This window comes from Kitasatospora sp. NPDC015121 (assembly GCF_055562955.1).
Genome location: NZ_JBVHEH010000002.1, coordinates 404,720 through 427,518, shown reverse-complemented (window position 1 = coordinate 427,518; position 22,799 = coordinate 404,720). Strand labels below are relative to the sequence as shown.

General features: G+C 74.0%; 18 protein-coding genes. 2 read left to right on the top strand and 16 right to left on the bottom strand.

Features of this window, described 5'->3' with window-relative positions:
- The first annotated feature begins 8 nt into the window (after window positions 1-8).
- Window positions 9-2,234 carry a catalase/peroxidase HPI gene (katG, locus tag ACZ3J7_RS03860; protein ID WP_465616493.1) on the top strand — a complete coding sequence of 742 codons (2,226 nt, stop codon included), beginning with the start codon at window positions 9-11 and terminating at the stop codon, window positions 2,232-2,234.
- A gap of 74 nt (window positions 2,235-2,308) precedes the next feature.
- Here the strand turns inward: katG and ddaH are convergent, their stop codons facing one another.
- The 15 genes from ddaH to ACZ3J7_RS03785 all read right to left on the bottom strand — a co-directional run bounded on the left by ddaH (window position 2,309) and on the right by ACZ3J7_RS03785 (window position 19,743).
- Complete coding sequence (gene ddaH, locus ACZ3J7_RS03855) at window positions 2,309-3,118, bottom strand: dimethylargininase (protein WP_465616491.1); 810 nt, start codon at window positions 3,116-3,118, stop codon at window positions 2,309-2,311.
- 77 nt (window positions 3,119-3,195) lie between these two features.
- The gene (locus tag ACZ3J7_RS03850) at window positions 3,196-4,548 is read right to left on the bottom strand and encodes an FAD-binding oxidoreductase (protein WP_465616489.1); all 1,353 of its coding nucleotides are present in this window, start codon (window positions 4,546-4,548) and stop codon (window positions 3,196-3,198) included.
- A 58-nt stretch (window positions 4,549-4,606) separates the two neighbouring features.
- Window positions 4,607-4,954, bottom strand: coding sequence for an avidin-fold protein (locus tag ACZ3J7_RS03845; protein WP_465616487.1), 348 nt, complete (start codon window positions 4,952-4,954; stop codon window positions 4,607-4,609).
- A complete protein-coding gene (locus ACZ3J7_RS03840; RefSeq protein WP_465616485.1) occupies window positions 4,951-5,304 on the bottom strand; it encodes a cupin domain-containing protein in 354 nt (117 codons plus the stop codon). The genes ACZ3J7_RS03845 and ACZ3J7_RS03840 overlap by 4 nt, the downstream gene beginning before the upstream one ends.
- Before the next feature lie 36 nt (window positions 5,305-5,340).
- Window positions 5,341-6,021 (bottom strand): response regulator, encoded by a 681-nt coding sequence (locus ACZ3J7_RS03835; RefSeq protein WP_465616483.1) that lies wholly within the window; start codon window positions 6,019-6,021, stop codon window positions 5,341-5,343.
- 132 nt (window positions 6,022-6,153) lie between these two features.
- Window positions 6,154-7,881 carry a tryptophan 2-C-methyltransferase gene (gene tsrT, locus ACZ3J7_RS03830; protein ID WP_465616481.1) on the bottom strand — a complete coding sequence of 576 codons (1,728 nt, stop codon included), beginning with the start codon at window positions 7,879-7,881 and terminating at the stop codon, window positions 6,154-6,156.
- A gap of 37 nt (window positions 7,882-7,918) precedes the next feature.
- Window positions 7,919-9,088 carry an acyl-CoA dehydrogenase family protein gene (locus ACZ3J7_RS03825; RefSeq protein WP_465616479.1) on the bottom strand — a complete coding sequence of 390 codons (1,170 nt, stop codon included), beginning with the start codon at window positions 9,086-9,088 and terminating at the stop codon, window positions 7,919-7,921.
- A gap of 40 nt (window positions 9,089-9,128) precedes the next feature.
- Window positions 9,129-10,373 (bottom strand): acyl-CoA dehydrogenase family protein, encoded by a 1,245-nt coding sequence (locus ACZ3J7_RS03820; protein ID WP_465616477.1) that lies wholly within the window; start codon window positions 10,371-10,373, stop codon window positions 9,129-9,131.
- Window positions 10,370-11,692 (bottom strand): ATP-grasp domain-containing protein, encoded by a 1,323-nt coding sequence (locus tag ACZ3J7_RS03815; protein ID WP_465616475.1) that lies wholly within the window; start codon window positions 11,690-11,692, stop codon window positions 10,370-10,372. Before ACZ3J7_RS03815 ends, ACZ3J7_RS03820 begins: the two co-directional genes overlap by 4 nt.
- Window positions 11,689-12,957 carry an ATP-grasp domain-containing protein gene (locus ACZ3J7_RS03810; RefSeq protein WP_465616473.1) on the bottom strand — a complete coding sequence of 423 codons (1,269 nt, stop codon included), beginning with the start codon at window positions 12,955-12,957 and terminating at the stop codon, window positions 11,689-11,691. Before ACZ3J7_RS03810 ends, ACZ3J7_RS03815 begins: the two co-directional genes overlap by 4 nt.
- On the bottom strand, window positions 12,954-14,240 hold the full coding sequence (locus ACZ3J7_RS03805; protein ID WP_465616471.1) for an MFS transporter: 1,287 nt from the start codon (window positions 14,238-14,240) through the stop codon (window positions 12,954-12,956). Before ACZ3J7_RS03805 ends, ACZ3J7_RS03810 begins: the two co-directional genes overlap by 4 nt.
- Window positions 14,237-15,307, bottom strand: coding sequence for an NAD(P)/FAD-dependent oxidoreductase (locus ACZ3J7_RS03800; RefSeq protein WP_465616469.1), 1,071 nt, complete (start codon window positions 15,305-15,307; stop codon window positions 14,237-14,239). Before ACZ3J7_RS03800 ends, ACZ3J7_RS03805 begins: the two co-directional genes overlap by 4 nt.
- The gene (locus ACZ3J7_RS03795) at window positions 15,304-16,851 is read right to left on the bottom strand and encodes a class I tRNA ligase family protein (RefSeq protein WP_465616467.1); all 1,548 of its coding nucleotides are present in this window, start codon (window positions 16,849-16,851) and stop codon (window positions 15,304-15,306) included. Before ACZ3J7_RS03795 ends, ACZ3J7_RS03800 begins: the two co-directional genes overlap by 4 nt.
- Window positions 16,851-18,131: a lysine N(6)-hydroxylase/L-ornithine N(5)-oxygenase family protein gene (locus ACZ3J7_RS03790; protein ID WP_465616465.1), complete on the bottom strand. Its 1,281-nt coding sequence runs from the start codon at window positions 18,129-18,131 to the stop codon at window positions 16,851-16,853. Before ACZ3J7_RS03790 ends, ACZ3J7_RS03795 begins: the two co-directional genes overlap by 1 nt.
- A 202-nt stretch (window positions 18,132-18,333) precedes the next feature.
- Entirely contained in the window at window positions 18,334-19,743 is a 1,410-nt protein-coding gene (locus ACZ3J7_RS03785) for a hypothetical protein (protein ID WP_465616463.1), read from the bottom strand.
- Window positions 19,744-20,180: 437 nt separating this feature from the next.
- On the opposite strand from ACZ3J7_RS03785, the gene ACZ3J7_RS03780 reads away from it, so the two are divergent.
- Entirely contained in the window at window positions 20,181-21,749 is a 1,569-nt protein-coding gene (locus ACZ3J7_RS03780) for an alpha-amylase family glycosyl hydrolase (protein WP_465616461.1), read from the top strand.
- Here the strand turns inward: ACZ3J7_RS03780 and ACZ3J7_RS03775 are convergent.
- Window positions 21,746-22,783, bottom strand: a complete 1,038-nt coding sequence (locus ACZ3J7_RS03775) for an ArsR/SmtB family transcription factor (RefSeq protein WP_465616459.1) — start codon at window positions 22,781-22,783, stop codon at window positions 21,746-21,748. The two genes, ACZ3J7_RS03780 and ACZ3J7_RS03775, sit on opposite strands and share 4 nt — an antisense overlap.
- Window positions 22,784-22,799: the final 16 nt, after the last annotated feature.

The following is a 22,799-nucleotide window of genomic DNA, read 5'->3' as shown; positions in this document are numbered from 1 at the left end:
ACTCCGCAATGCCTGAGAACGACGACGCCATCGTCACCGACCCCAAGACCGAGGGTGCGGGCGGCTGTCCGGTCGCGCACGGCCGGGCGACCCACCCGACCCAGGGCGGCAGCGGCAACCGGCAGTGGTGGCCGGAGCGCCTGAACCTGAAGATCCTGGCGAAGAACCCGGCCGTGGCGAACCCGCTCGGCGCGGACTTCGACTACCCGGCGGCCTTCGCCTCACTCGACCTGCCGGCCGTGAAGCGCGACATCGAGACCGTGCTCACCACCTCGCAGGACTGGTGGCCGGCCGACTTCGGCCACTACGGCCCGCTGATCATCCGGATGGCCTGGCACAGCGCCGGCACCTACCGGATCTCCGACGGCCGCGGCGGCGCGGGCGCCGGCCAGCAGCGCTTCGCCCCGCTCAACTCCTGGCCGGACAACGCCAACCTGGACAAGGCCCGCCGCCTGCTCTGGCCGGTGAAGCAGAAGTACGGCCAGGCGCTGTCCTGGGCCGACCTGCTGATCCTGTCGGGCAACGTGGCGCTGGAGTCGATGGGCTTCCAGACCTTCGGCTTCGGCGGCGGCCGGGCGGACGTCTGGGAGGCCGACGAGGACGTGTACTGGGGCCCGGAGACCACCTGGCTGGGCGACGAGCGCTACACCGGCGACCGGGACCTGGAGGAGCCGCTGGGCGCCGTCCAGATGGGCCTGATCTACGTCAACCCGGAGGGCCCCAACGGCAACCCGGACCCGATCGCGGCGGCCCGCGACATCCGCGAGACCTTCCACCGGATGGCGATGAACGACGAGGAGACCGTCGCGCTGATCGCCGGCGGCCACACCTTCGGCAAGACCCACGGCGCGGGCCCGGCGGACAACGTCGCCGACGACCCCGAGGGCGCGCCGCTGGAGGAGCAGGGCCTCGGCTGGAAGAGCAGCTACGGCTCCGGCAAGGGCGCCGACGCGATCACCTCCGGCCTGGAGGTCACCTGGACGAACACGCCGACCACCTGGGACAACTCCTTCTTCGAGATCCTGTTCGGCTACGAGTGGGAGCTGACCAAGTCCCCGGCCGGCGCGCACCAGTGGAAGCCGAAGGACGGCGCCGGCGAGGGCACCGTTCCGGACGCCTTCGACCCGGCGAAGAAGCACGCCCCGCAGATGCTCACCACCGACCTGTCGCTGCGCTTCGACCCGGTGTACGAGCAGATCTCGCGCCGCTTCCTGAACGACCCGGCGGCGTTCGCGGACGCCTTCGCCCGCGCCTGGTTCAAGCTGACCCACCGCGACATGGGCCCGGTCGTCCGCTACCTCGGCCCCGAGGTCCCGTCCGAGGAGCTGCTCTGGCAGGACCCGCTGCCGGCCGCCCAGGGCGAGCCGGTCGACGCGGCGGACGTGGCGGCGCTCAAGGCGAAGCTGCTCGACTCCGGCCTGACCACCGCCCAGCTGGTCTCCACCGCGTGGGCCTCGGCGGCGTCCTTCCGCGGCAGTGACCTGCGCGGCGGCGCGAACGGCGCCCGGGTCCGGCTGGAGCCGCAGCGCGGCTGGGAGGTCAACGACCCGGAGCAGCTGGCGCAGTCGCTGCGGGTGCTGGAGGGCGTGCAGCAGGAGTTCAACGCGCGGGGCGGCAAGCAGGTCTCGCTGGCCGACCTGATCGTGCTGGGCGGCACCGCGGCGGTCGAGCGGGCCGCGAAGGAGGCCGGCGTGGAGGTCGAGGTCGGCTTCCGCCCGGGCCGGGTGGACGCCACCCAGGAGAAGACCGACGTCGAGTCGTTCGCCGCGCTGGAGCCGCGGGCCGACGGGTTCCGCAACTACCAGGGCAAGGGCACCCGGCTCCCGGCCGAGTACCTGCTGGTGGACCGGGCGAACCTGCTGAACCTGTCCGCCCCCGAGCTGACCGTGCTGGTCGGCGGCCTGCGGGTGCTGGGCGCGAACACCGGCGGCTCGCAGCACGGCGTGTTCACCGAGCGCCCGGGCGTGCTGTCCAACGACTTCTTCGTCAACCTGCTGGACCTGGGCGTCAGCTGGGCCCCGGTCGCCTCCGACAACACGGTGTACGAGGGCCGGGACGCCTCCGGCGCGGTCAAGTGGACCGGCACCCGGGCCGACCTGGTGTTCGGCTCCAACTCGGAGCTGCGCGCGCTGGCCGAGGTGTACGCCTCGGACGACGCGAAGGAGAAGTTCGTCAAGGACTTCGCCGCCGCCTGGACCAAGGTGATGGAGCTGGACCGCTTCGACCTGGTGTGAGCGCGGGCGTGAGCCCGTGAACCGCCGGAGGGCCCGGACCGCTGGTGCGGTCCGGGCCCTCCGGTCTCCGGGGGTCAGCGGCGCAGTTCCAGGGTGCAGCACTTGACGGCTCCGCCGGCCCGGAGCAGCTCGGTCAGGTCGACGCCGATCGGGGTGAAGCCGCGCTCGCGCAGCCGCTCGGCGAGGCGGACGGCGGCCTCCGGGAGGACGACGTTGGCGCCGTCGGAGACCGCGTTCAGGCCGAACACCCGGGCGTCGTCGGCGTCGGCGAGCAGCGCGTCCGGGTAGAGGCGCTCCAGCACCGCGCGGGAGGCGGCGTCGAAGGCCGGCGGGTGGTACATGATCTCGGTGTCGCTGAGCACGGCGAGCGCGGTGTCCAGGTGGTAGTAGCGCGGGTCGACCAGCCGCAGGGTGACCACCTCGCGGCCGAGGAACTCCGCCGCCTCGGCGTGCGCGGCGGTCTCGGTGCGGAAGCCGGTGCCGGCCAGGATCCGCTCGCCGACCACCAGCAGGTCGCCCTCGCCCTCGTTGACCCGCTCGGCGTCCTTGACCCGCCAGCCGCGCTCGCGGAACCAGTCGGCGTACGCGGGGCCCTCGGCGGCGCGCTCGGGGTACCGGAAGCGGGCGCCGAGCACCCGGCCGTCGACCGTGGTGGCGCCGTTCGCGGCGAACACCATGTCCGGCAGGCCGGGCAGCGGCTCGATCAGCTCCACGGTGTGGCCCAGGCGTCGGAACAGCGCGTGCAGCTGGTCCCACTGGGCGAGGGCGGTGCCGGTGTCGGTGGGCTTGGCCGGGTCCATCCACGGGTTGATCGAGTAGTCGACGGTGAAGTGGGCGGGACGGCACATCAGGTAGTGGCGCGGGGTGGCGGTTCGCGGCGACACGGTGGTGTCTCCTTCCGGGCGGGGCGCGGCGGCTGACGGTCGGTCAGTTCGGTCGCGCACGCGGGCACGTGGGTTGTTCAGCTGCCGATGGACTGGGGGAAGGCGAACAGTCCGTCCGGGTCGTGGCGACGCTTGGTGGCGACCAGCCTCGGGTAGTTGGCACCGTAGTAGGCCTCGCGCCAGCCCCGCAGGTCCGGGTCGGTGAAGTTCAGGTAGGCGCCGCCGGTCGCGTGCGGGGCGATCAGGTGATCGAGTCCGGCCAGCCAGTCGAGCTGCGGGGCCGGGTCCTCGCCGGGCAGCCAGGAGGTGTCCAGGCTGACCAGGTACCGGGCGTCCCGGTGGACGAAGGCGGTGGCCGCCGGGTCGACCCGGTTGATCGCGCCGCCCCAGCCGAACAGGGCCAGGCCGCTGCCGTCGGCGTTGCCGCTGGGCGGCGCGGCGGCCAGGTGCGCCAGGGCGGCGGCCAGGGCCTCGGGCGGCAGCGGACGGGTCGCGAAGTGGGTGCGGACGGCGAACGCGCCGCCGCTGGTCTCGTGCTGCAGGTAGTCCATCGCGTCCCAGAAGTCCCGGTCGGCGAGCTCGGCGCGCAGCGGCGGGGCGGCGGCGAAGGCGGGCGCGAGCAGCTCGCGCAGCTCGGCGGCGGTGCCCAGGTGCAGGCCGACGGTGGAGACCAGGGTGCGGCCGCCGGAGGTCGCGACGCCGAGGCGGAGCGAGGTCTCCTCGGGGGCGGTACGCATCAACTCCTGTACGGTGTGCAGCACTTCGTGGGCGTGGCTGCCCTCCCAGAGCAGCAGGCAGGTGGCCGCGGCGGGGGCCTCGACGGCCTGGAAGGTCAGGTCGAGGTTGATGCCGAAGTTGCCGCCGCCACCGCCCCGGCAGGCCCAGTACAGGTCCTCGTTCCGCTCGGCGTCGCAGCTCAGCACGGTGCCGGCGGCGGTGGCCAGCGTGGTGGCGCGCAGCGTGTCGGCGGTCAGCCCGAAGCGCCGCGAGGTCGCGGCGGAGCCGCCGCCGAGCGCCAGGCCGGCGATGCCGACGCCCGCGCCGTTGCCGAGCGGCAGCGCGAGGCCGTGCGGGCGCAGCGCGGCGTACAGCGCGCCGGACAGCACGCCGCCGCCGACCGTCACCCGGCCCGTCCCGGGGTCGACGCTGATCGCGTCCAGCGCCCGCAGGTCCACCACCAGGCCGGAGTTGACCGAGTGCCCGGCGTACGAGTGGCCGCCGCCGCGCGACACGATCGGCACCCCCTGCTCGCGGGCCCAGTCGATCGCCCGCAGCACGTCCTCCGGGCCGGCGGCCCGCAGCACGGCGGCGGGCGCGCGGTCGGCCCAGCGCTCGTTGAAGGCGGCGGACGACTCGTGGAAGGCGGCGTCACCGGGGCGCAGCAGGGCGCCGGCGGTGTGCTTGTCGAGCAGTGCCCAGTCGGGGGTCATCGGGCGGCCTCCGCCGCGGTGCGGCCGCCGCGCGGGGCGGCGGTGGGCGGGCGGGGGGTCACGGGGTGACCTCCTCGATGGTGGAGGTGCCGGTGGTGGGGTGGGGGCCGTAGCGTTCCCAGGTTTCGTGGAGGCGGATGCGGCCGTCGGGGGTGAGGGTGGGGGTGTTGTGGGTGCGGCCGCAGACGACCTGGCCGTCGGTGAGGACGAAGGTGTAGCCCATGGCGAGGGTGCCGTCGGGCTGGCGGGTGCCGGCGGTCCAGCCGCGTTGGATGGTGCCGCCGGCGATCTCGCCCCAGACCAGGTCGCCCTGCTGGTGGTAGACGGCGACGGTGCGGCGGTCGCCGTCGGGGGCGTGGAAGCGGCGGCCCTCGTAGTCGAGCCGGTGCAGGTTCGGCGGGGTCATGCCTGCCACCAGATGGCGTAGTAGGCGAAGTCGGTGTCGTGCGGGTTGGCGACGGCGTGGTCGGTGTCGGCGGGGAGCAGGACGAGGTCGCCGGCGGCGATGGGGTGGCGGTCGCCGTCGGGGGTGCGGACCTCGCCGCGGCCGCTGAGGCAGATGAAGAGTTCGCGTTCGGTGTGCTGGTGGGTGTCGGTGAGGTCGCCGGGGCGCAGGACGCACCAGGCGCCGTGGAAGGGGGCGGTGAGGTCGCCCCAGGGGTGCAGCAGGCGGAGGTCGAGGCCGTGGGCGCGTTCGAGGTGGTCGGGTTCCCGGCGGCGGATGACCAGGCCGGGCGGCGGGCCGGTTTCGGGCATGGCGGGGCTCCGTTCGTGGGACGGAAGGAGGTGGGGTCAGCGGGCGGCGACGTGGCCGAGGCCGGCGTCGCGGGCGAGGACCAGGGCCTGGGCGCGGTCGGCGACGCCGAGTTTGCCGAGGATGCCGGAGACCCGGTTGCTGACGGTCTTGGAGGCGAGGGCGAGCTCGCGGGCGATGACGGTGTTGGAACGGCCGGCGGCGAGGTGTTCGAGGACTTCCCGTTCGCGGTCGCTGAGCTGCGGGAACGGGTAGCTGCGCGGGCGGGTTCCGGTGCCCATCAGGGTGCCGAGGCGGGCGGCGATGGTGCGGTCGAGGATGGCCTCGCCGGCGCCGACGGCGAGGATGCCGCGGACGATCTGGTCGGCGGTGGCGCGTTTGACCAGGTAGCCGCGGGCTCCGGCGCGGAAGGCGGCGGCGACGGCCTTGTCGTCGTCGAGGGTGCTGAACACCAGGACGCCGGTCTCGGGGGTGAGGCGCAGGACCTGGCTGATCGTCCGCATGCCGGTCCCGTCGTCCATCTGCGGGTCGAGGACCAGCACGTCGGGCCGGTGCCGGGAGGCGGCGGCGAGCACTTCGCCGCTGGTGCCGGCCTCGCCGACCACGGCCGCGCCGCCGGCCCCGGCGCCCTCCACCATGGAGCGGACCCCCTGCCGGATGGCGGGCTGGACGTCGGCGAGCAGCACGGTCAGCGGCGTGTTGATCCCGTGCTGGTTCATCGTCCCCTCGCGGCGTGTGGTGGTGCGGCGGTTGGTACGCGGTGTGCGGCGCGGCTACGGAGTGATCAGCTGTAGTGACTATTCCGTGACCTCATCATGATCTGATCAAATGCCCGCCTCAAGTGGACAATGTCATGCAGGAGTTGGCAGATGTGAGGATTGGGCGGCCGCCTCCCGGGCCTTGCGCATGATCTCCTCGCGGCCGCGCCAGTGCGACCAGAAGGCGCCGGTGTAGCCGAGGCCGCCGAGGCTGGTGAGGAACGGGTTGTCGGCGTAGTTGTTGTCGTGCTCGCTCATGCCCTCGACGGTGGGCAGCATGACGCGGTGGTGGTCGGCCGGGTCGATCAGCGCCCACAGGTCGGTGACCGCGCCGTGCCAGCGCTCGTCGGGGTCGGCGGCCCGGGCCGGGTCGGGCAGCAGGTCGGGCGAGAAGTAGCAGACCAGCCGGAAGTTGCCGTGCTCGTCGAACATGAACTGCCGCTCGTACTCGGCCGGGGAGGCGCACATCCGCAGCGGCTTGAGCACGATCGGGCCGTCGGCGGTGTTGGACTGCAGGCCGGGGACGGTGCGCACGCCCGCGCAGCGCTCGGCGATGTCGATGCCCATCGGGGTGTACGGGAACAGCCGCAGGCCGAGCGAGAAGCCGGTGACGGTGGCGTCCAGCGCCATGAAGGCGTCCACGCAGGCGCGGACCGTCTCGGGGGTCTCCCCCGGCATGCCGAACAGCGCCTCGACCATGGTGAGGATGCCGCGTTCGTGGCAGAGCCGGACCAGCCGCTCGGTGTCCTCGAAGGTGTAGTAGGTGCCGCCCTTCTCGGTGACCTTCCAGCCGCTGAGCAGTTCGGGGCGGATGTGGTCGCTGCCGACGTTGACGCCGCGGCAGCCGGCCTCGGCCAGCAGGTCGGCGAACTCCTCGTCGAACGGGCTGGGTTGGCAGTAGACCCAGAGCCGCAGCCGGTTCAGCGGGTTGTCCGGGTCGGCGTGCCGGCGGCGGACGATCTCGCGCAGCAGGTTCTTGGCGTGCGCGATGGAGAGGTTGAACTCGCTGTCGGTGGTGTGCTGGTCCAGGATGCCCTGGGCCGCCAGCGACTCCATCTCGTCGACCACCGAGGCGAGTTCGCGCTGCCCGTAGCGGGTGCCCTTGGCGTCCGGCTCGACGCAGTGCGAGCAGCGGTAGGCGCAGCCGTTCTTGGTCAGGATGGAGCCGAGGCCGCCGCGCCGGTAGTACTCCAGGTTGTCCACCCGGCGCGGCACGCCGGAGCGCCGCCGGTACACCGAGAGCTGGTCGACCTGCCACACCCGGGGCTCGAACTGGCCGGTGGGCTCGGCGGGTTGGGCCTTGCCGTGGCGGACGGTCAGCACCGCGGGCGGGACCCGGACGGCGCCGCGTTCGGTGTTGCGGATCAGGCCGGGGATGCCCGAGGTGTCGCGGCCCTCGGCGATCGCGGTGGCCAGCTCGCAGAGGATCTTCTCGCCGGGGCCCTTCACGCCGTACTCGATGCCGAAGTACTCGACCAGCGCGAACGGCATGGTGGAGAAGCCGATCCCGCCGCCGACCACCGGCGCGTCGGTGAGCCGGCGGATCTCGGTGATGATCTCCCGGTGCTCGCCGACGAACGGGCGCTGCTCGAAGGCGTACACGGTGTCGGTGTTGCGGACGGTCACCCCGACCAGCATCGGGGAGCGCTCGGCGAAGTACTCGTGCAGGCAGGTCTTCCAGTCGTCGCGGCGGAAGGTCAGGTCGAGCACCTCGACCTCGAAGCCTTCGTCCTCCAGTGCGGTGGTGAGCACGTCGAGGGCGTACGGGGCGATCGGTGGATGCACCTTGTTCGGGTTGACCAGCAGGACGAGTCTGCTCATCGGGGTTGCCTCCCTTGGGGTTTCGGGGTTCGTGGGGTCAGACCAGGCCGAGGCTGATGCCGAACTCGGGCTCGGAGCCCAGCAGGTAGGCGCCGGCGGACTGCAGGATGCGGTCCTGGGCGACCAGGTGCTGGGCGAGCACGGCGGTGTCGCGCAGCCAGCGGTCCATCGGCGCGCTGCGGTAGATCGACCAGGTCTGCAGCAGGTCGTAGCAGCGGGAGACGATCTCCCGGGAGCTGCGGAAGGCGTGCAGCCAGGACAGCGGGGCGGCGGCGCGCTCGGTCGGGCTGAGGTCGTCCAGGGTGCCGCCGGCCGCCAGCACCTCCCACTGGCGGCGCATCGCGCCGTAGACGCCCTCCCGGGTGGCGTTGAACTGGCCCTCCAGCCGGGAGATCTCGGTCTGCACCCGCCAGCTCTCGGACCAGCTCTGGCCGGCCATCCGGTCGTAGCGGGTGCTCGCCACCTCGCGGACGTGGTCGAGCACGGCGCGGGCCACGCCGAGCGGGACGCCGCACATCGCCCGGGTGAAGGAGTCCGGCTGGGTGAGCGGGCTGGGGCGGCCCTGCGGGGTGGCGAAGGTGTAGGTGTGCTCCTCGGGGACGAACACCCCGTCCATCGTGTAGTCGCAACTGCCGCTGCCGCGCAGGCCGGTGGTGTTCCAGTTGTCGATCACCTCGACCTGTTCGCGGCGCACCAGGAACTGCCGGGAGTCGTGCCGGTGCTTGCTGCCGGGGGCGGCCCAGGGCTCGCCGTCCTCGTAGATGAACGCTCCGGAGGTCACCCAGTCGGCGTGCTTGATCCCGGAGCCGAACGACCAGCGGCCGCTGAGCCGGAAGCCGCCGGGGACGCGCTCGGCCCGGCCGGAGGGCTGGAGCAGGCCGGCCACCACCAGGTCGAGCCGCGGGAAGACCTCCTTGGCGACGGTCTGGTCCAGGAAGTTGGCGTAGATGCCGGTGTTGGCGCCGATCACGGCGCACCAGGCGGCGGAGGCGTCGCCGTACGCCAGGGCCTCCACCACCTCGGTCTGCTCCATCGAGGTCAGGCCGGGGCCGCCCCACTCGGGGCCGTAGCACATGCCGAACACGCCGGTGGCGCGCAGCAGTTCGAGGACGTCGGCGGGCAGCGTGCGGTTGGCCTCGATCTCCGGGGCCTTCTCCCGCAGGACGGGCGCCAACTCCCGGGCTCGGCGCAGGATCTCGTTCGTCATGCTGGTCGGTTCTCCTTCTGCGTCGGGTGGTTGGCGGTGGTCAGTGGAGGCCGAGGCCGATCCGGACCTTCGGGGGCCGGCCGAGCAGGTAGGCGCCGACCGACTCCAGGACGACGTCGTGGCCGATCTGGCCCTGGCTCAGCACGGCGGTGTCGCGCAGCCAGCGGTCCATCGGCGAGTCGTGGTTGATCGACCAGGTCTGCAGCAGGTCGTAGAGCCGGTTGACCACCGAGCGGGCGACGTGGACGGCGTGCAGGCCGGAGAGCGGGACGGCGCCGCGCTCGGTCAGGCTGAGGTCGTCCAGCGTGCCGCCGGCCGACAGCACCTCCCACTGGCGGCGGGTCGCGCCGTACACGCCCTCCCGGGCGGCGTTGAACTCTGCTTCACAGCGCGCCAGTTCGGTCTGCACCCGCCAGCTGTCGGACCAGCTGCGGCCGGCCATCCGGTCGTAGCGGGTGCTCGCCACCTCGCGGGCGTGGTCGAGCGCGGCCCGGGTGATGCCGAGCGGGACGCCGGGCAGGGCGCGCATGAAGGAGTCGGACCAGGCCATCGGGTTGGGGGCGACCCGCGGCTCGAAGAAGGAGAAGGTGTGCCCCTCGGGGACGAACACGTCGGTGAGGACGTAGTCGCTGCTGCCGGTGCCGCACAGGCCGGTGGTGTCCCAGTTGTCGACCGGTTCGGCGGCGGAGGCCCGGACGACGAACTGCATCGAGTCGTGGTCGTGCGGGCTGTCGGGGGCGGCCCAGGGCTCGCCGTCCTGGTAGACGAACGCGCCGGAGGTCAGCAGGTCGGCGTGCCGGACGCCGGAGCCGAACGGCCAGTGGCCGCTGAGCAGGTAGCCGCCGGGGACCCGCTCGGCCCGGCCGGCCGGGACCAGCGAGCCCGCGGTGATCAGGTCCGGGCTGGTGTAGAGCGCCCGGGTCGCCTCCGGGGTGAGGAAGTTGGTGATCGCGCCGCCCATCGCGCCGATCCCGGCGCACCAGCCGGCCGAGGCGTCGCCGTAGGAGAGGGCCTCGATCACCTCCAGCTGCTCCAGCGAGGTCAGGCCCGGACCGCCGGTCGCGGGGCCGTGGCCGATCCGGAACACGCCGGTGCCGCGCAGCAGTTCGGCGACGTCGGCGGGCAGCGTGCGGTTGGCCTCGACCTCGGCGGCCCGCTTGCGCAGGACGGGTGCCAGCTCGCGGGCGCGGCGCAGGATCTCGGCGGCGTCCAGCGGGGGGCCGTCGAGCGGGGCGTCGTCCGGGGTGCCGGCGGCGGTCGGGGTGTCGTTCGGGGTCTCGGTCATCGGTCCACATCCAGGAGTCCGGCGGGCATGGCGAAGGGGGCGTCCGGGTCGGCGGGGCCGACCTCGGAGGTGACGGTGCGGACCAGCGCGGCGGCGGCGGCCAGGCGCTGTTCGCAGGCGGTGACGCTGTCGGCCTCGCAGACCACGAAGGAGTGCCGGGCCAGGTAGCCGCCGGGGGGCAGCCGCAGCACGGTGCCGGGCGGGGCCATCGGGGCGGCGTGCAGCAGGCCGGGTGCGTCGCCGGGCGCGGGGAGGACCAACTCGTCCAGGCGGCAGTCCTGTTCGGGGCAGCCGAAGCTGATCCCGGCGACCGCGGTGCGGGTCGGGGCGATCTCCGGGCGGCGGCCGGTGGCGACGTCGAACAGCACCTCGCCGGGCTCCAGGCCGGTGGCGATCCGCCCGAGCAGCGGGATCAGGTCGCCGCCGAGCCGGCCGTTGACCTCGACGATCAGCGGGCCGCGCGGGGTGAGCCGCAGCTCGGTGTGGGTGATGCCGTCCTCGACGCCGAGCGCCCGGTGCGCGTCGGCGAGGTGGGCGAGCAGGGCGGGGTCGGCGAGCAGTGGGTCGGCGGCGTCGACGATGTGGCCGACCTCCTCGAAGTACGGCTCGTCGCTGCTGTACTTGCGGGCCAGGAACAGCGGCAGGTACTCGCCCTTGTGGACGGCGCCGTCGACGCTGATCTCGGGGCCGCCGGCGTACTCCTCGACGATCACGCTGGCCCGGTAGGGGCCGGGGTCGACCCGGCTGGCGGACAGCGCGGTGTCGAAGGCCGCGTCGAGCTCGTGCTCGTCGGCGGCGAAGACCACGCCGATGCTGGCGCCCATGGCGCGCGGCTTGAGCACCACGGGGTAGCCGATCCGGGCGGCGGCCGCGCGGGCCTCGGCGAGGTCGGTGGTGAGCGCGAAGCCGGGCTGGCGCAGGCCGGCCGCGGTGAGCACGGTGCGGGTGCGCTCCTTGTCGCGGACGCCGCGCACGCCGCGCTCGGACAGGCCGGGGACGCCGAGTTCGGCGGCCAGCAGGCCGGCGTCGAGCACCAGCGGCTCGTCCCAGCAGAGCAGGCCGACGACGTTCCGGCGGGCGGCGATCTCCCGGACGGTGGCGTTCATGGTGGCGGTGTCGAAGACGTCGGCGACCACGATCTCGTCGAAGTACTCGCGCTGCCAGGTCGGCCGCAGGTTGTTGACCAGCAGCAGTTCCAGTCCGGCGGCGCGGGCCCGGCGGCTCATCGGGCCGACCAGGTACTCGCGGTACTCCTTCAGTCCGCTGCCGATCACCAGCAGCGTGCCGGGTCCGGCTCCAGCGCCGGGTTGCTCGGTCATGCTTCCTCCTCTGCTCGGGAGTCGATGTCGAACCGGACCAGCGCGGCGGCGGCGTCGGCGAGCCGGCGGGCCTCGGCGGGGGTGTCGGCGAGGGTGGTGACGATGCCGACCCGGTCCCAGGAGCTGCGCAGCCCGGCGGTGCGGTGGCCGGGGGCGATGCCGACGACGGCGAGCTGCACGCCCTCGGCGGCGCCGGCGGCGTCCAGGCCGTGCACGGCGGTGACGGTGCCGGGCCGGTCGGGGGCCAGGAAGGCGGCGGCGGTGGCGCGTTCGGCCTTGGCGGGCAGCGGTCCCGGCCGTTCCCCGCGCATCAGGGCGTAGTAGGCGCGGGTGAGGTCGACGGGGTAGGCGGCCTCGATCAGGTCGGTGATGGAGTCGCCGGGCAGCCGTCCGGCGCACTCGACCAGGACCGGGACGCCGTCGGCGAGGATCCACTCGCAGTGCAGCACGCCGGTGCCGAAGCCGACGGCGGCGGCCAGCCGTTCGGTCTCGCCCGCCAGCAACTCGTGCGTCTCGACCGGCAGGTCGGCCGGGACGGTGTGTCCGGACTCGATCGGGTACCGGCCGGGGTAGAGCAGCTTGCCGGTGGTGTTGGCGAACACCGGGCGGCCGTCGGCGACCAGCATCTCGACGCTGAACTCCGGCCCGGAGACGTACTGTTCGGCCAGCATGACGGGCGTGATCGGCCGGTCGGGGACGAACACGCCCTCGTCCTGGGCCTGGCCGAACGCCCAGGCGGCCTCGGCCTCCTCGGCGGAGCCGACCACCAGGGTGCCGACCGAGGCCTGCCGGTTGGCGGGCTTGAGCACCGCCGGGCCGGGGTGCCGGGCCAGGAAGTCGGCCAGTCCGGCGGCGCTCGCGACCGGCTCGGAGGCCGGGTTGGCGATCCCGGCGGCGGCCGCGACCACCCGCAACTGGTGTTTGTCACGCAGCAGTTGGGCCGCGCCCAGGCCGGCGCCCGGCAGTCCGTAGCGTTCGGCGAGCCGGGCCGCGAACGGCACCGCGTACTCGACGGCGGGGATCACCGCGACCGGGTCGAGCCCGGGGTGGGCGGCGAAGAAGGCGTCCGCCCGGCCCGGCAGGTGGTACTCCCACTCGATCAACTCGCGGGCGTAGTCGATCCGTCCGATCGCCTCGTCGAGGTGCCGCTTGCGGGCGACGTCCGGCTCCTCGACGTAGACCACCGAGTCGGTGTCCTGGAAGGCGGCCAGCGCGGCCACCGCGAAGGCGACGTAGCCGACCACCAGGACGGGGCGGGCGCTCATGCGGTGCCTCCGACCGGTTCGGCCAGGTCGGCCCCGGCGTCCCCGGCGGCCTCGGCGGCCCGCCGGTCCGCGTCGCGCTTGATGCCGTACACCGCGAACGCGCCGGCCAGCGCGGCCGTCAGGCCGGCCAGTGCCCAGAAGCCCTGGCCGAAGCGCTGCCACAGGTAGACGCCGAACAGCGGGGCGACCGCGCCGGCCAGGCCGGTGACGGCGTGCATCGCGGCCAGGTAGCGGGCCTTCAGCGCGGTCGGGAAGGTCGCCGGGTGGGCGAACATGCTGGGCGCGGCGGTCATCAGCCCGGAGACGTAGACCAGCATGCCGAGGATCACGAACACCCCGGCGTGCGCCGCCAGCCCGTACAGCGCCAGCCCGAGCGCGTTCAGCCCGTGGCCGACGCCGACCGCCAGGTAGGTGGGGATCCGGGTGATGTACGCGGTGATCTTCAGCTCGCAGGTGATCAGCACCACCGAGGAGGTGGCCAGCACCGCGCTGTACAGCCAGGTCGGGTAGCCGTCGTGGACGATCTCCAGCGGCAGCGAGACCGAGGACTGCACGTAGGTGACCGTGCCGAGGGTGATCGCCACCAGGTAGGCCAGGTAGGCCCGGTCGCGCAGCATCGCCGCGTACACGGCCCGGCCGGTGGCCCGGCGCTCGGTGGCGGTGACGGCGGCCGGTTCGGGCACCGCGTGCCGGGGCAGCAGCCGGTAGGCGAGGGCGGCGTAGACCAGGGTGGTGGCGCCGTCGATCCAGAACAGCAGGTCCCAGTCGACCAGGATCACCACGGCGGCGATCAGCGGGGCGAGCGCGGCGCCGACGTTGAGGGCGATCCGCATCATCGAGAACGCCATCACGTGGTAGCGGTCCGGCATCAGGTCGCTGAGCAGCACCGACGCGGCGGGCCGGTAGGACTGGGCGAAGAGTCCGGCGCCCGCGACGGCGAGCAGCAGCGGCACCAGCAGCCCGGGCCGGGCCAGCAGCGGCAGCGCGGCGACCAGCGGCGCGGAGCCGGCCATCGCGACCACGATGGTGGTGCGGGCGCCGAGCCGGTGGGTGGCCTCGCCGCCGAGCACGGTGCCGACGGCGGTGCCCAGGCTGTACGCGCCGAGCGCCAGGCCCGCGGTGCCGTCCGACATGTTCTCGTGGGTCAGGTAGAGCACCAGGAAGGTCTGGACGAACGCGCCCAGCTGGTTGACCAGTACGCCGCCGAGCAGGTACCGGACGGTGGCCGGGGTGGCCTTGAGCGTGTCGAGGACGCCGATCGGGGGTCCGTCGTCGTCGGTCATGCCGCCTCCTTCACTGCTTCGGTGATGCGTTCCGCGACCAGCGGAGCGGTGGAGAACCCGCTGCCGCCGCAGGCGGCGCGGGTCCACAGGCCCGGGGTGACCGGGGCCAGCAGCGGGCCGCCGGTGGCGGTGTCCGCGGTGTAGTGGCAGACCCGGACGCCGGCCACGGGGTAGCGCTCCAGGTCGGGCAGGATCCCCTCGGCGGCCAGCCGCTCCAGGTGGGGCCGCTGGTCCTCGCCGGTGCTGTCGGTGTCCGCGACGGGGCGGCACACCGTGTCGGAGCTGAGTTTGAGCAGGGTGCCGGCGCCGGGCGGCAGCACCCAGCCGCGGCCCTCGCGGCCGAGACCGCCCGCGGTGGGCGCGCCGTCCCAGCGGTCGCCGCCGCCGGCGGGGCGGCCGAGGTAGAGCATGGTCTGCCGGTACAGCGTGACGGGGGCGGCGGCGAGCCGCCGCGTCCAGGGGCCGCCGGCCAGCAGCGCGAGGTCGCCGCGGAGCACCTCGCCGCCGTCCAGCACGATCCGGCCGGAGCCGGTGAACACCGAGCGGACGGTGCTGTGCGGGCGCAGCGCGACGCCGGGCCGGGCGGTGAGCCAGCGGACGGCGGCCCGCAGCACCCGGTCGGCGAGCAGTACGCCGCCGGTGCGTTCGCGGACCCCGACGGTGCCGGGCGGCAGGCCCAGCGGCGGCAGGTCGCGGCCGTCCGGCAGGTCGACCGGGACGCCGGCCTCGCCGGCCTCGGCGAGCAGGTCGTCGAGGCGGTCGGCGGGGTGCGCGGTGAGGACGCCGACCCGGCGGTAGAGCGGGGTGCCGAGCAGGGTCTCCAGTTCCTCCCAGTGGCGGTGCGCGGCGAGCCGGCGGTCGGTGCCCTCGGGGTCGCCGGGCAGCAGGGTGCGGATGGCGCGGTGCTGGTCGTGCGAGGTGGCGTCGGGGTTGGGCAGCGGGCCGCGTTCCAGCACGGTGACCCGGTGGCCGGCCCGGGCGCACGCGATGGCGGTGAGCAGGCCGGTGATGCCCGCGCCGACCACCACCACGTGCGCGGCGGCGCTGTCCGTGGGGCTCCTGCTCACCGCCCGCCGCCGCGGACCCGGGTCGCCAGCCTGGGCAGCGGGCGGGGCTGGACGGTGGTGGCGGTGTGCTCGGCGGGGATCGCGGCGTCGGGCAGGCCCTCGGCGGCGAGGTCGACGAGCAGCGGGGCGGCGCAGCGCAGGAACAGGTCGAGTTCGTGCCAGAAGTCGCCGGCGTCGGCGTCGGTGACCTCCCAGCGGTCGAGCCGGCCGAGCTGTTCGGTGAGGGTGAAGGCGGCGGCGCTGAGGCTGAAGCGGCGCGGGCGCAGGGCGGCCGCGAAGCGTTCGGCGAGCAGGGCGGCGGCGTGCCGGGAGCGGGCGCTGACCGGGAGCGGGCCCCGGTCGAGGTGGGCCTCGGCCTTGGCGGCGACCCGGTTCCAGGGTTCGACCAGGCGCTGCCCGCAGACCCGGTCCATGGCGGCGCGGGTGAAGTTGGTGCGCTGGAAGTCCGGTCCGGTGGCGGCCAGGTAGTAGCGGGCCAGGTCGCGCGGGACTTCGGCGGTGAGCTGGCGTCCGGTGACGACGTGGCCCCGGCTGGTGGAGAACTTGTCGCTGTCGAGTTCGTAGAACTCGTTGGTGACGAAGTGCGCGGGCAGGGCGAGTCCGCCGAGGGCGAGCAGCATGGCGGTGCCGGCCAGCGCGAAGGCGAAGCTGGCGTCGGAGCCGAAGAAGTAGGCGATCTCCGGTCCGGCCTCCAGGGCCCAGTGCCGTTCCTCGTCGCCGGGGACCTCGCCGCGGGACTCGGCGGCCAGCGCGATGGTGTGCAGGCTCCAGGCGACGGTCTCGGTGTCGGAGTACAGCACCTGGCCGGGGGTCTCGGCGAACGGGGCGGGGATGCCCCAGTCGATCGGCAGCGTGATCGGGTAGTCGGGCAGCCGCCGGGCCATCAACTCCTCGACGAGCTGCGCGAGCCGGGGTCGCATGGTGGGGGCGAGCCGGGCGAAGTAGCTGGCCAGCGCGGCCCGGTGCTCCTCCAGCGGCAGGACCAGGACCTCCTTCTCCCGCAGTTCGACCGCGAGTTCGGGGTGCCGGGTGGAGCGCGGGTCGAGCAGGTCGCCGGAGGCGATCCAGTGGCCGCAGTTCTCGCACAGCCCGGCGCAGCCCTCGGCCAGGCAGACCGGGCAGCCGCCGCGGACGTACGCGTCGGTGAGGTACTCGCCGGTGTCCGGCAGGTACGGGAACCTCACCTCGCGCAGCCTCAGGTGGCCTTCGCCGTGCAGCCGTTCGAAGAAGGTGCGGACGGTCTTGAGGTAGCGCTCGTCGAACCGGACGAAGCCGTCGGGGACGATGCCGGCCGCGGCGAGGGTGGCCTCGACCTGTTCGGCGGCGCGCAGCCGCAGGTCCTCGGGGCGTTCGCCGAGCCGGCGGGCGGTGGTGACGATGTAGTTCTGGGTGAAGTGCACGCCGGTGCCGAACAGGGTGTCGCGGCCGGTGGCGCGGGCGTAGCGGGCGCACACGTCGGCGGACAGGAACGGGCCGGCCAGGTGGCCCAGGTGCAGGTCACCGTTGGCGGTGGGGCCGGGGGCGACGACCAGTAGCGCGCCCATCAGCGGGCACCGGCCGGGGCGAGGCCTCGGCGGGCGAGCAGGTCGCCGGTGATGTCGCGGGCGCGGTGGGCGAGCACGCTGATCAGCGAGTCGGCGATGCCGTGGGTGGCCTCGTTGACGCCCTGCAGGTAGAGCGCGGCCTCGGTGCCGGCGCCCAGGTCGACCCGGTAGTCGCGGCTGACGGTGATCTCCCCCAGGCCGGCCTTCTCGGTCAGCTCCCGCACCAGCGTCGGCATCCGGCTGTCGTAGCCGGTGCCGAGCAGGACCAGGTCGCAGCGCTGCTCGGTGACCTTGCCGGTGCGCCGGTCGCGCAGGTCGAGGACGACCTCGCCGTCCTCCTCGCGGGCGGCGGTGACCTCGGTCATCGGGCGGACCTCGGCCCGGCCGGTGCCGATCATCTTCTCCCGGTAGAGCACCATGTAGAGCTCGTCGAGGAACGGCGGGGCGAGCGCGGCGTAGTTGGTGAACCGCATCTCGTCGAGCAGCTGGGCGCGGGTCTCGGCGGGGGCGTCGAAGAACTCGTCGACGAAGGACGGGTAGAACAGCTCGTTGACGAACTTGCTGGTCTGGTAGTTCTGCAGGCCGATCGAGCGGACCAGCATGGTGACGGTGGAGTTCGGCAGGTTCTCGTACAGCGCCATGAACATCTCGGCGGCGCTCTGCGCGCCGCCGATCACCACGGTGCGCAGCGGGGCGTCCTTGTCGACGGCGTTGATCCGGCCGCGGAAGCGGGCGCTGTGGATGACCTTCTCGGCGGGCAGGTCGGCGAAGACCGGCGGGATGTGCATGTCGCGGCCGGCGCCGACCACCAGGTCGCGGCAGCGGATGGTGTCGCCGTCGGCGAGGGTGACCTGCCAGCCGGTCAGGCGGCCGTCGGCGTCGTGCCGGGGTTCGGTGGCGACGACCTTGGCGTCGTAGCGGATCCGCACCTTCTCCAGCGAGTGGGCGACCCACTGGAGGTAGTCGGAGAACTCCCAGCGGTGCGGGTGGAAGGTTCCCAGGTTGATGAACTGGTCCAGACGGTCGTGCTGGTGCAGGAAGTTGAGGAACGAGAAGCGGCTGCGCGGGTCGCGCAGCGTCACCAGGTCCTTCAGGAAGGAGACCTGGCTGCGGGCCCAGGGCATCAGCAGGTCGCGCTGCCACTTGATGTCCGGTGCCTGCTCCAACAGCAGGGTGCTGTCGGCCAGTTCGGTGGAGCCGCTCTCCTCGATCGCGGCGGCCAGGGCCAGGTTCGCCGGGCCGGCGCCGATCGCCAGTACGCCCACCTCTAGGTCAGCCACACTTTCCCCCTCGGGAACTCGGTTTCGTCCAGGGCCGGTTGTCGCGACGAGGAATCTAGGAAGCCGGGTTTCCCGGCGGGTAGGGCGTCCTTCCCGGTGGCCGGGGAAATTCCGGACGGGAACGCGAAGGGCCCCGGGGATCCCGCCCCGGGGCCCTTCCCGCCGTTCGCCCGTTCCTGCCCGGGCGGCCGGTCGTGCGGTGCTACTTCCTGGTGATCCGCAGCACGCCGGTCTCGGTGCCCTGGTAGAGGGTGCCGTTCGGCGCGGTGGTGCCGGTCATCTGCAGCGGGTTGTAGAGCAGGCCGATGCCGAAGGCGGTGCCGGCCACCTTGGCGCCGGTGTTCGGGTCGATCACGGCGTGCGCGTAGGTGGCGAAGGTCTGGGCGCCGACCGAGTCGGTCGGGCCGCTGACGGTGACGGTGTAGATCAGGTTGTCGCCGAGCGAGAGCCGGGGCAGCGCCGCGGACTTGACGTCGCTCTCCCAGACGGTGGAGCAGCCGGTGCCGGTGGCGTTCAGGTCGATCCGGGCCAGGCCGCCCTGGAAGGAGGCCGAGGACGGGACGCTGGCGGGCGCGCCCTCGGGCAGCGCCGGGTACGGGTAGCCGTAGGTGTTGGTGACGAACACGCTGCGGCCGGAGGCGATCACCGCGTCCTCGGTGCCGCTGGCGGCCCACTTGGTGAGCACGGGCGTGCTGCAGACCGGGGTCGGTCCGGCGTCGACCCGGTAGACCAGCAGGTTCTCGTGCGGTGCGGCGTTGTCGGTGATCGTGACGTACTCGGTGCCGTCGCCGGGGCCGAAGAAGCTGGGGGTGGCGCCGGTGCCCCAGCTGAGCTGGCCGGGCTTGCGGCCGGGGCCCCGGTCGTACGGGGCGCGCCACTGGACGGTGGGCGTGCCGTCGGCGCTCTGGCCGAGCAGGTAGAGGGCGTGGTCGGTGGCGACGGCGGTGTGGCCGGGGACGGTGGAGATGCTGTTGGCGACCCCCTCGCCGGTGGCCAGGGTGCGGACGGCGCCGGTGGTGGTGTCGGCGGTGCCGATCACGCCGCCGCCGGTGGCGAACCAGACCTTGCCGTCCCAGCCGGGGCTGAGGCCGACGATGTTGTCGCCGGCCGGTATCGCGCCGGCCAGCGGGGTGCGCTGGTCGACGGTCAGCTGCCAGGCGCCGGTGCCGCCGCGGTGGTGGCCGATCCGCAGCAGGTTGTCGTCGCCGTCGACGCCGACCAGCCGGTCGTTCTGGTCCAGGTAGGCGTAGACGCCGCCGAACAGCGCGCCCTTGGGCAGTTCCAGCGAGGCCAGGTCGTTGCCGTTGGCCGGGTCGAGCAGGTGCACGGTCGGGGTCTGGCCGAAGATCGTGGTGCACAGCGCGACCGGGTAGCCGTCCTGCCCGACCGTGACGGTGGGGCAGGCCGAGGCGAGCGCGGTGCGGCTCCAGTTGACGGCGCCGGTGCCGGGCCCGGCGTACGGGGTGGTGTCGCTGGAGGCCGAGTCGCCGTGCATGCCGGCGTTGCCGTTCGGGGCGGTCGCCGGGTTCTGCGGGGGCAGTGGTCCGAAGGCGGTGGCGGCGAGCGCGGCGGCCAGCGCGAGGGCGGGCAGGAGCAGTCGGGTGCGCAGCAAGGCGGGGTCCTGTTCCGGGAGTCGGAGGCCCCGCCGCGGACGGCGGCGGGGAGGGTCCTTTCCGCCGGGAGCGGAAGGAAGGGACGCCGAGCGGCACCCGGGAACGGGGAAAGCGCGGGGGGCCGCTCGGCACGAACGCGTGAACGCGTGAACGGCCCTCGTCGAAGCGACGGGGAGGGGAGGGCCGCGTCAGCCGACGCGGCGACAACCCGTCGTGGTGGCACGGCCATGGTCGACATGGCGGCGGCTCACCAGCAGGGTCATGCCACGTACCCTAGCGGGCGCCGCCCGGGCCCCGCGCCCCCTTCCCACCTTTCGGACACCGGGGCTGACGGCCCGCCACGCGTCCGGGACGGTTGGTTCCGCCGGGCCGGAGCGGGGCATGGCTTGGGAGGGACACCGCTGTGCGGGACGGGACGGGCAGGGCGAGAGGGGCCGTGGTGGGTACGGAGTGGGCGAGTGACGCGGTGCTGTACCAGATCTACCCGCAGAGCTTCGCGGACGGGAACGGCGACGGGGTCGGCGACTTCGCGGGGCTGACCGAGCGGCTGGAGTACCTGCGCTGGCTGGGCGTGGACGCGGTGTGGCTGAACCCGTGCTTCGCCTCCCCGTTCGGCGACGCGGGCTACGACGTGGCGGACTTCCTGACCACCGCGCCCCGCTACGGTGCGCCGGAGGACCTGGCGAAGTTCACCGACGCGGCCCGCCGCCAGGGCATCCGGGTGCTGCTGGACCTGGTCGCCGGCCACACCTCGGACCGGCACCCGTGGTTCGTCCGCTCCGCCGACGACCCGGACGACCACCGGTACGTGTGGGCGGACCGCCCGGCACCCGGGTACGTGGCCTCGCCGGGCAGCCGGCCCGGCTGGTACAAGCCGAACTTCTTCGACTTCCAGCCCGCGCTGAACTTCGGCCACGCCCGCACCGACCCGGCCGAGCCGTGGCGGCAGCCGGTCGACGCCGAGGGTCCGCGGACCAACCGGGCGGCGCTGCGCGAGATCATGGCGCACTGGTTCGGCCTGGGCGTCGCGGGCTTCCGGGTCGACATGGCGTCCTCGCTGGTCAAGGACGACCCCGGGTTCGTCGAGACCGGCCGGCTGTGGCGCGAGACCCGGGCCTGGATGGACGCGCACCACCCCGACAACGTGATCCTCGCCGAGTGGGGCGACCCGGCCCGCTCGGTGCCGATGGGCTTCCACGGCGACTTCTTCCTGCAGTTCGGCGGCCCGACCGAGGGCGCGGCGCTGCGCTCGCTGTGGAACAACGGCGCGGGCACCGTGCACGAGGAGTGGCCCGTCGAGCCCTGCTACTTCGACGCCGAGGGGCGCGGCTCGATGCGGCCCTTCCTCGCCGAGTGGCGGCGCGCCGCCGAGGCCTCGGCCGGGCACGGCTTCGCCGCGCTGCCGACCGCCAACCACGACTTCTCCCGGCTGGCCTGCGGCCCGCGCACCCGCGAGCAGCTGGCGGCGGCGTTCACCTTCCAGCTGACCTGGCCGACCGTCCCGGCGATCTACTACGGCGACGAGATCGGCATGCGCTTCGTCCCCGGCCTGCCCGACACCGAAGGCAGCGTGCTCGGCCCGCACTACAACCGGGCCGGCTCGCGCACCCCGATGCAGTGGGACGCGACGGCGGACGCCGGGTTCTCCAGCGCGCCCACCGAGCGGTTCTACCTGCCGCTCGACCCCGCCCCCGACCGGCCGGACGTCGCCTCGCAGCGCGCCGACGAGTCCTCGCTGCTGCACCACGTGCGGCAGTTGATCGCGCTGCGCCGCGCGCACCCCGGCCTCGGCCCGTACGCGCCGGTCGAACTCCTGCACACCGGCTACCCGTTGGCGTACCTGCGGGGCGAGCGCTACCTGGTGGTGGTCAACCCGCGGCGCACCCCCGCCTTCCTGCCGGTCGAACGCGACCTGCCGGCGCGGTTGTTGCACGGGCAGGGCGTGTCGCTGACCCACTCGGTGCTGCGCGCGGAGGGGTTCTCGGCGGCCGTGTTCGTCCGCTAGTCCCTTTCGGCGCAGAGGAGTTCGGCCGCTGGCGTGCGCAGGTAGAGCACGCTGCGGCCGGTGCGGTGGCGGGCCGCGAGGCCGGCGTCGTGCAGGGCGGCGAGGTGGTGCGAGACGGTGGGCGCGGACAGGCCGGTGCGGGCGGCGAGTTCGGTGGTGGTGGCGGGGGCGGCCAGCTCGGCGAGCAGCCGGGCGCGGGCCCGGCCGAGTACCCGGGCCAGGCCCTCCGGGGCGGGCGGGGCGGTCTCCCAGAGGGTGGCGACGCCGCGCGGCGGGTAGACCAGGCCGGGCTGCCAGGGCGGGTTGAGCTGGGAGAACACCCCGGGCCAGGCGAACACGGTGGGCACCAGGACGAGTCCGCGGGCGCCGTCGAGCCGGCGGTGCGCCTCGACGTGCCGGTGGCCGATCCGCAGCAGGTCGTGCTCCCAACGCACCGACGGGTGCAGGTCGGTGAAGAGCCCGGCCGGTCCGTCCGCCGCCGACCGCCGGGCGCGGCGCAGGATCTCGCCCTCGGCGAGCCGCTCGATCCGCCCCCAGTGCGGGGCGATCGCGGCCTCCCAGTAGGCCCGCGCCTCGGCCGCCAGCCGCCGCGTCCCGGCCGCCGGGTCGGCGTGCATCGCGGCGACCAGGGGCGGGAGCCCGCCGTCGATCCGGTCCAGGTCGCGGCGGACGGCGGCCGGGTCGAGCGCGGTCAGCTCGGCCAGCTGCTCGGACAGCGTCGGGCTGCCGACGGCCGGCACCGGGGTGAGGAAGTCCGGCACGTACCGGGTCGGCAGCCGCACCAGTTGGGAGAGCAGCTCCCACTCGACGCCCGCGAGGGCGCGGCGGGCCCGGCGGGCCCAGGGCAGGTGGACGGCGCTGCGGCCCGGGTCCTTCAGCACCTCGACGCTGGTGGTCAGCTCGCACAGTGGCGAGCGGGCGAACCTGGTGCGGGCCAGGTCCTGCGCGGAGAACTCCCAGGTCAGCACGGATCCCCTGGCGGTCGGAGCGGTGAGGATTCGACCGGTGTCGAATCCGTGGGCGCCGACGATCATCGCAGGCAGCCTCGTG